This is a genomic window from Bradyrhizobium sp. sGM-13 (assembly GCF_018398875.1).
Taxonomy (GTDB): domain Bacteria; phylum Pseudomonadota; class Alphaproteobacteria; order Rhizobiales; family Xanthobacteraceae; genus Bradyrhizobium.
The window spans coordinates 1-348 of sequence record NZ_JAGWDK010000232.1; the positions used below are offsets into that span (position 1 = coordinate 1).

General features: G+C 58.9%; 1 protein-coding gene. It reads right to left on the minus strand.

Annotated features, from left to right (window positions below; genetic code table 11):
- On the minus strand, positions 1–306 hold a 306-nt coding region (locus tag KJQ96_RS38895; protein ID WP_305831073.1), incomplete at its 3' end, for an IclR family transcriptional regulator.
- Positions 307–348 lie beyond the last annotated feature (42 nt).

Genomic DNA, 348 nt, shown 5'->3' on the forward strand with positions numbered 1-348 from the left:
GGCTCCGACGGAATACATGTGCTCCCGTGTTTCGCCATCGTCGATCGACACGCCGTTCTGCCGGATCCGGGCCAATTGAGCGAGCAGATCGTTGATGGAGGCGACACCGGCCTTTGTTAGGGTCACGATATCATGTTTCTTGTACAAGGATCTCACCTGGTCGTCCGTCAGGGTACTCAACATGGCTTTTCCGGTTGCCGTGCAACAGGCGGGAAGTCGCATGCCGATCTTGAAGGTGATGCCGAGGGGCTTCGGGCTGTTCCGGCAGGCGACGTACAAGACATCTGCGCCCTCGAGTACAGACAAGACTGCGGTCTGCTCCCCGACTTTCCCAAGCGAGTCGCACGC